7 protein-coding genes are annotated in these 6,900 nt (G+C 63.5%); 1 reads left to right on the plus strand and 6 read right to left on the minus strand.

The window, feature by feature from the left end; genetic code table 11:
* The 4 genes from FJY68_06620 to FJY68_06635 are packed head-to-tail and all read right to left on the minus strand — an operon-like array spanning position 1 to position 3,842.
* Positions 1-660 (minus strand): glycosyltransferase family 2 protein, encoded by a 660-nt coding sequence (locus FJY68_06620; protein ID MBM3331511.1) that lies wholly within the window; start codon positions 658-660, stop codon positions 1-3.
* The gene (locus FJY68_06625) at positions 657-1,625 is read right to left on the minus strand and encodes a Gfo/Idh/MocA family oxidoreductase (protein MBM3331512.1); all 969 of its coding nucleotides are present in this window, start codon (positions 1,623-1,625) and stop codon (positions 657-659) included. The genes FJY68_06620 and FJY68_06625 overlap by 4 nt, the downstream gene beginning before the upstream one ends.
* A 1-nt stretch (position 1,626) precedes the next feature.
* A complete protein-coding gene (locus tag FJY68_06630; protein MBM3331513.1) occupies positions 1,627-2,556 on the minus strand; it encodes an SDR family oxidoreductase in 930 nt (309 codons plus the stop codon).
* Positions 2,553-3,842 carry a UDP-glucose/GDP-mannose dehydrogenase family protein gene (locus FJY68_06635; GenBank protein MBM3331514.1) on the minus strand — a complete coding sequence of 430 codons (1,290 nt, stop codon included), beginning with the start codon at positions 3,840-3,842 and terminating at the stop codon, positions 2,553-2,555. Before FJY68_06635 ends, FJY68_06630 begins: the two co-directional genes overlap by 4 nt.
* Before the next feature lie 344 nt (positions 3,843-4,186).
* Here FJY68_06635 and FJY68_06640 point away from each other — a divergent pair, with 344 nt between their 5' ends.
* Positions 4,187-5,218, plus strand: a complete 1,032-nt coding sequence (locus FJY68_06640) for a hypothetical protein (protein MBM3331515.1) — start codon at positions 4,187-4,189, stop codon at positions 5,216-5,218.
* Positions 5,219-5,536: 318 nt separating this feature from the next.
* Here the strand turns inward: FJY68_06640 and FJY68_06645 are convergent, their stop codons facing one another.
* Both FJY68_06645 and FJY68_06650 read right to left on the minus strand, forming a co-directional pair.
* Positions 5,537-6,298 (minus strand): four helix bundle protein, encoded by a 762-nt coding sequence (locus FJY68_06645; GenBank protein ID MBM3331516.1) that lies wholly within the window; start codon positions 6,296-6,298, stop codon positions 5,537-5,539.
* Positions 6,299-6,433: 135 nt separating this feature from the next.
* Positions 6,434-6,775 carry a hypothetical protein gene (locus tag FJY68_06650; protein MBM3331517.1) on the minus strand — a complete coding sequence of 114 codons (342 nt, stop codon included), beginning with the start codon at positions 6,773-6,775 and terminating at the stop codon, positions 6,434-6,436.
* Positions 6,776-6,900: the final 125 nt, after the last annotated feature.

The raw sequence follows: 6,900 nt of genomic DNA on the forward strand, positions 1-6,900 counted from the left end.
CTAGCGCACGTACCACCGAACAAGAGCGAGGCAGGCCGAGACACCATCGCGGGGACCGATCTTCTTGCCGGCTCGACGCGCGTTGTATTGTATAGGAACTTCGACAATCCGGCAATGCCTGCGTAGTAGCTTCGCGGTTATCTCCGGTTCGATTTCGAACCGGTCGGCAGACAGGCAGAGGTCCTGAAACAAGGGCCGGCGGATGAGCTTGTAACAGGTCTCCATATCGGTGATTCGTCCCCCGAACATGGCATTGGTGAGAAAGCTGAGAAAGTAGTTGGCCAGTTTGCTCATCAGCAGGAAGCTGCCGCCGCCGCGAAAGCGCGAACCATACACGGCGTCGACCCGGGGGTCGGAGAAGGGCTCGAGCAACGCGGGGTAGTCGGAAGGGCTGTATTCCAGGTCCGCGTCCTGGATGACGACTACTTCGCCGGAGGCGTGTGACAACCCGGTCCGAACTGCGGCGCCCTTGCCGCGATTGACCGGGTGCGGAATCACCCGGATGCCTGGTATCCGGTGCAGCACCGAGAGCGTGTCGTCACTGGAGTGGTCGTCGACAGTGATTATCTCCTTCTCTACCGGTACGGCCTTGACCCGCTCGACCAGCTCGGTGACCGATGACTCCTCGTTGTAGACCGGGATGACCACGCTCAGCTTCAAGCCCGAACTCCGAGCTCCGAAGGCCGAGGTCCGGAGTCCGGTACTCGACATTCGCCATCTGGTATTCGCAGCCCTGGCTTGAGTTGCACCCAGTCGCCGCTGCCGGCGCACGACGTGGCGAGGGCAGAGATGCAGCGCATTACGGCCAGGCCCACCCGGCCGTTGCTGAGCGGCTGGCGCCGGGTCCGGCAACACTCGGCGAAGTCCAGGCACTGGCGCCCCAGGAGCGTTTCGCGGATGTCGCGGGAGCTGGGGCCACCTGCCTCATCCCGGAGTGTGCTATTCGCGCCGGCGACCTCGAACCGGCGGACGTGCGGCGGGTCGTGCCATTCGGCGCGTCCGTTGAGCAACTCTCCTCCCTGGAACCTGACTTCGTACTCCACGCTCTTCCCGTTTGAGCGCGCGCGGGCCGCGGCCGGAGTACCGAACAGGAGCACTGCGATAGCGATGTCGTGCGGGCACAGGTCTAGGATGGGATGGGAACGGCCGTCGCTGTAGCCGGAGGAGGTGCGGATGGCCGATGCCCGCCTCTCCGCGTCGGGCGGCCGGGACCTGATCTCGTCAACCAGTTCCGCGAAGCCGGGGTGATACACGGCAGTGTGTCCAACAGCCAGCACTCGCCCGCCGGATTCGGCCTGTGCAGCCAGCACCTCGGCTTCGACCGGCTGAAGCGCCATCGGCTTCTCAATCAGCACGTCGCGGCCGGCGGCCAGTGCGGTAGCGGCGAGACTGCAGTGAGTGCGGTCAGGTGTGGCTATCACCACTGCCTCGACTTCAGGTTCCGAGAACAGCTCGTCGGCTGATTCGCGGACCGCGATGCCGGTCTCAGCGGAGAGCCGGTCGCGGATCGCCGGGTCCGTGTCGGCCATAGCGACGAGCCGGCATTCCGGCAGGACGAGCAGGGCCTTTACGTAGTTCCGGCCCCAGCGGCCGAGGCCGGCGAGTCCGATACCGACGGGCCTCACGTCAGGTCTTCTTGCGGAACGAGTCGATGGTGAGCTTGAGTCCCGGTTCCAGTTGGACCTTCGGTTGCCAGCGGAGCAGTCGCTGCGCGCGGCTGATGTTCGGTCTGCGGCGCTTGGGGTCGTCTTCGGGCAGCGGCTCGAACTTGAGCGGGCTCACGGAGCCGGTCAGTTTCTTCACGACCTGAGCGAAGCGGAGGATCGTGAACTCGTGCGGATTGCCGAGGTTGACCGGCATCGGGTCGGAGCAGGAGGCGAGACGATAGAGCCCTTCAACCATATCCGATACGTAGCAGAAACTGCGCGTCTGGCGTCCGGTCCCGAATACCGTCAGGGGACGGCCGGTCAGAGCCTGGTGGACCAGCGTCGGGACTATCCGGCCGTCGTCGAGCTTCATCCGGGGACCATAGGTGTTGAAGATCCGGGCGATTCTCGTCGCGAGTCCGTAGCGGCGGTGATAGGCCATGACCAGAGCTTCGCCGAACCGCTTGGCTTCATCGTACGCAGACCTGGGGCCGATCGAGTTGACGTTTCCCCAATAGCTCTCCGGTTGAGGATGGAGCAGCGGGTCGCCATAGATCTCAGAAGTCGAGGCCTGGACGAATACCGCTTTCTTCCCGAGTGCGACTTCCAGCAAGTTGCGGGTTCCCGAAGAACCGACGGCCAGGGTCGCGAGCGGCAGTGCCATGTAGTCTTTGGGTGAGGCAGGGGAAGCGAGGTTGAAAACAACGTCCACCCGACCGGGCAGACGCAGCCGCTTCGTTACGTCGACGCGCTGGAACCGGAAGTCCGGACGGCTGAGCAGGTGGCGGATGTTGCGCTTCGAACCGGTGAGAAGGCTGTCCAGACACAGGACTTCAAAGCCGTTATCCAGCAGGAGGTCACAGAGGTGCGAGCCGACGAAGCCGGCTCCACCCGCGACCAGCGCCCTCACCGGCCAACCCCGATGTAGGTGAAGCCGAGCTTCTCGACCTCGCTCCGTTCGAACAGATTCCGTCCGTCGCAGATGATGGGCAGGCGCATCCGTTGCTTCAGCGCGACGAGGTCGATCTTCTTGAACTCGGGCCACTCGGTGACGACCGCGAGCACGTCGGCTTCGTCGGCCACGTCCTCGGCGCGACTGCAATATGTGATGCCGGGCAGCAGGCCCTTCGCCCGCTCCATCGACTGCGGGTCAAACGCCTTCACCCTCGCACCTTCTCGCACCAGACCGTTGATGATGTCGATGGAGGGCGCCAGCCGCATGTCGTCCGTGTTGGGTTTGAACGCGAGCCCGAGCACGCCTATGTTCTTGTCGCGCAGGTTCCAGAGCACGGACTGGATCTTGCGGACGAACCGTCGCTTCATGTCCTCGTTAATCGCCTCGACCTCCCTGAGCAACCGGAAGTCGTAGCCCAGTTCCTGGGCGATGGCGATAAACGCGCTCAGGTCCTTGGGGAAACAGAACCCGCCGTAGCCGACGCCCGCCTCGAGGAACGCCGGGCCGATGCGTTTGTCCATGCCGATGCCGGAGCAGACTCTCCTGATGTCCGCGCCCGAGGCCTCGCAGACAATCGAGAGGGCATTGGCGAAGGATATCTTCATCGACAGGAACGCGTTCGACGCGTGCTTGATCAGCTCGGCCGAAGCCAGGTCGGTGAAGACTATCGGCGCGTCTATCGGGGCGTAGATTTCCTTCATCAACTCCCGGGCCCGGTCGGAGTCGACGCCGCAGACGATGCGGTCCGGGTAGAGAAAGTCGCCGACCGCCGATCCCTCGCGCAGGAACTCGGGGTTCGAAGCCACGTCGAAAGGCGTGTCGGATTTCTTGTACCGCTCGATGGTGGTGCGTACCCACTTGCCGGTCTGGACCGGCACGGTGGACTTCTCGACAATCAGCTTGTAGTCCTGGATGTTGGCCGCGATGTCGCGGGCCACGTCCTCGACAAAGGTGAGGTCCGGTTGGCCGTTCTCGCGGGGTGGCGTGCCGACCGCGATGAATACGGCTTTGCTCTCGCGCACGGCCGCACCGATGTCGGTGGTGAAGCGCAGCCGACCGGCTTTCGCGGCTTCGGCGATGATCTCCGGCAGGCCGGGTTCATAGATCGGCACCTCGCCGCGTTTCAAGGACTCAATCCGCGAAGCGTCGTTATCCACGCAAATTACCTCATGGCCGACCTTCGCCAGACAGGGGCCACTGGTGAGCCCGACATAACCCGAGCCGATCATCGCGATTTTCATGGCGCTACTATAGCCGGTTGCGTGACTCAGTCAAGCAAGGGGCGGGGATCCCCGGAACCTGGATTGGAGCAACGAAAGCAATACCTCGGCGAGCACGAATCCCGAAGTTCGAATTCCGATTGAAGCTCGAACGGGAGATGACGAATCGGCAATTCGGGCTTGAATCGTCATTCGAGTTTCGGGCTTCGAACTTGGATACTGCCCTTCCTCGCCGCCATCCATCTCGGGATAGGGGAAGTACGGCCGGCCGTTTCCGGCCGGAATACCCAATCTGCATTGCTGGTATGTACCTCTGTGAGCAAGACAATGCCTCTGAAAGATCCGATATTACTCAGGAGGACCTGATGAAGAGAATCCCGCGTGTTGCCGCCCTGGTGGCGGCAATTGCCGCGACGGCTGCTGCCCAGCCGGCCGGCGGCTCGGCGGCGACGAACCTGCTCTCGCGAGTCACCGTCAAAAGCCAGTCCGGCTACGAGAACCTGACTCTGTTCCCGCTTGTCGGACCGGCCTCAACCTACTCGAGCTACACCCTGCTCGACGATGCCATCCGCTCCGGGCAGGTCGAAGTGAAGGAGAAGGACGGAGGCCAGGTCAACACGGTGCGCGTCAAGAACACAGGCAAGACCTACGTGTTCGGCATGGCCGGGGAGATCGTCTCCGGTGCGAAGCAGGACCGGATGCTCCGGGATGATGTGCTCCTGTCGCCCGGCTCAGGCTGGCTCGACGTACCGGTCTACTGCACCGAACACGGGCGCTGGGCCGGGAGCTCGATGAGCTTCGGCACCAAGGGCTACGTCGCCTCCGGAGCGGTGCGCGGGCGCGCGGCCAAGAGCCAGAGCCAGGATGAAGTCTGGGCTGAGGTCGATGCCGCCCACAACGGCTTGGGCGTGGCCGCGGAGAGCCGCGCGTTTGCCAGGGTCTACGAGGACAAGGCGGCGCAGGAACAGGCCCGGCCGTACTACGACCAGCTCGACCGCCTGCCCGAACTCTGCCCGGGCGCGCTCGGGGTCCTGGTGGCGGTCGGGAGCCGGATCATATGCGTGGATGCCTTCGGCTCGCCCGCTCTCTTCCGCAAGATGTGGCCCAAGCTGCTCCGGTCCTACGTGATTGACGCGATGCAGAGCCGGCCTGTCGGCAGTATCGGGCAGAAGCAGGCTCAGCAGTTCATCCAGACTGCAGCACGGGCCACGGTGACCGATCAGCCCAGTGTAGGTGCGGGCAGGCTCCAGCGCCTCTCAGCTCTGAATGGCTCGGGCTCAGCGCTCGTGTTCAGAAGTTCGGTCGTCCACCTCGATCTGTTTCCCGGCGGCAACTGTGAGATTGATGACGGCTCCGTGCCACCACTCGACTTTCGCCGACAGCGGACACTCCATTAGACCTACCGCCTCCTTCGGAACCGCGCGGGGCCGCAAGGCTCCGCGCGGCTTGCTCTGGTGGCAGGGGAGAGGGGCTGGGGATTGGGGAGTTGCCGGAATCGGTCAGCCGGGTGGGCTTGTGCTTGCGCTTGGGCTAGCTTGATGCTTGCGGCTTGAGGCTAGCGGGCTAAGCCCGCGCCAATCTGCAATGCCTCGTGGAAGCTTGCCGAAGTGGCGTGCCTGTCCCTGCACCGATAGCATCTTGGCGCTTCGGAGGCAATTAAGTATCATGTCCCCGTTTCTCCTCGGGAGTACTGGTGCCGCTTCTCCCGGCCGTCACTATCCCGGAGGGGATCCGCCCGATCCGACCGATCCGTCATATGCCAGGGTTGCGCGGCAGGCGGGATAGGCCGAACAGCCCCAGAACTGCTGCCCTGCGTGTTCGCCTTTGCGTGCCGTGCGCAGGGCCATTGGCTTGCCGCACTGCGGGCAAGTAGGAGGCGCGGAAGCGGATGATTCCTGCTTGCCGCGTGCCCGCTCCGCGATCCGGGCCGCCGCCAGTCCTTCGCTGTACCCGCCGCGCTTGATGAAGTCCCGTTCCAGAGAGGCTGTCAGCCGGTCGAGCAGGTAGTTGGTCTGGTGGATCAGGCAGATGAGCGCGTTGGCGACGACTGCCGGGTCAGGTGAGCAGAGCCAAAGGGCGTACTCGGCCTGATCCGTCGGATCCGTCCTATCCGTCGGATGCCTGAGCCCGACCGCGCGGACTGCCCGCGCCTCGGCGTCGTCCTTGTTCCACTGGCGCAGGCTGCGCTGGCGGAGGTAGTCCTCGAAGTCGAGCAGCAGTTCGTCAAGGCTGGCGCGGGCGACCTGGGTCAGGCGAAGCTCGGTCTGGCTCGATGTCGCAGCCGCGCGGCTGCCTTCAGCGAGATTCTGCCGTCCGCTTCTCGCAGCCTGAACCATCTGGTCGTGGGTGCGCGAGCGCTTGTCCACGAACCGGTTGCAGAAATCCACGGTCGCGTCGTAGATGACGGTTGCCGCTTGGAACGCCCGCAACCCGCTGAAGCCGCCGCTCGGCCGCAGCCGACGGGGCCGGTCCGGAATCCGATCCACCTACGGCATCCTCACGGCCAATCCGGCGCGGCCAGTCGCACGGATGATGCGGTTCACTGTTGTCGCCAGAAGCTGCACGTTAGCGACCACTGGCGGCTGGGCCGGCGGTAGCTGCTTCGGAGGGGGTCAGTCCGTCGGGGGGTTGTAAGAGTCGATGTATCCGTGCGGGCCTCTTCGGTATACCGTCCCAAACTTGTCATGCCAGTATGAGAGGGAGAAGAACCACTCCTCTGTTTGTTCGTCAGTTTGGACCTCCAGTCGGGCGCTGTAGGGCGTGCCGCTTATCACCTGCTTTGTCCTGGTCGCTTGTAGGAACGTGACTCTGGGAAAACCTTCACCAATTGCCACGGTGACGAAGGCCTTCGCCAGTTCGATGATGTTCTTGTCGGTCACCTTCAGACCGTTGTCGATGAGCAGATGGTTGAAGCCGTAGGGCATCGGGTAGCGCTTGTTTCCTTCAATCGCCATCAGGTAGGGATATGGTGGCGAGTTGAAGTTACTAATCAGAGCATAAAATGTTTGACATGGGAGTCGGTTTGGTGTATACTGTGAGTAATGAGAGAAGACGATACTCGGCGTCTATCGCCGGCGGC

The sequence above is a fragment of the candidate division WOR-3 bacterium genome (assembly GCA_016867815.1).
In the GTDB taxonomy this organism is placed as follows: Bacteria; Hydrothermota; Tepidihabitantia; order Tepidihabitantales; family Tepidihabitantaceae; genus UBA2258.

What these genes read in the sequence shown, in the direction of transcription:
- FJY68_06635 (MBM3331514.1), bottom strand. Translation starts at nt 3,842, where the DNA reads ATGAAAATCGCGATGATCGGCTCGGGTTATGTCGGGCTCACCAGTGGC.
- FJY68_06640 (MBM3331515.1), top strand. Translation starts at nt 4,187, where the DNA reads ATGAAGAGAATCCCGCGTGTTGCCGCCCTGGTGGCGGCAATTGCCGCG.
- FJY68_06650 (MBM3331517.1), bottom strand. Translation starts at nt 6,775, where the DNA reads ATGGCGATTGAAGGAAACAAGCGCTACCCGATGCCCTACGGCTTCAAC.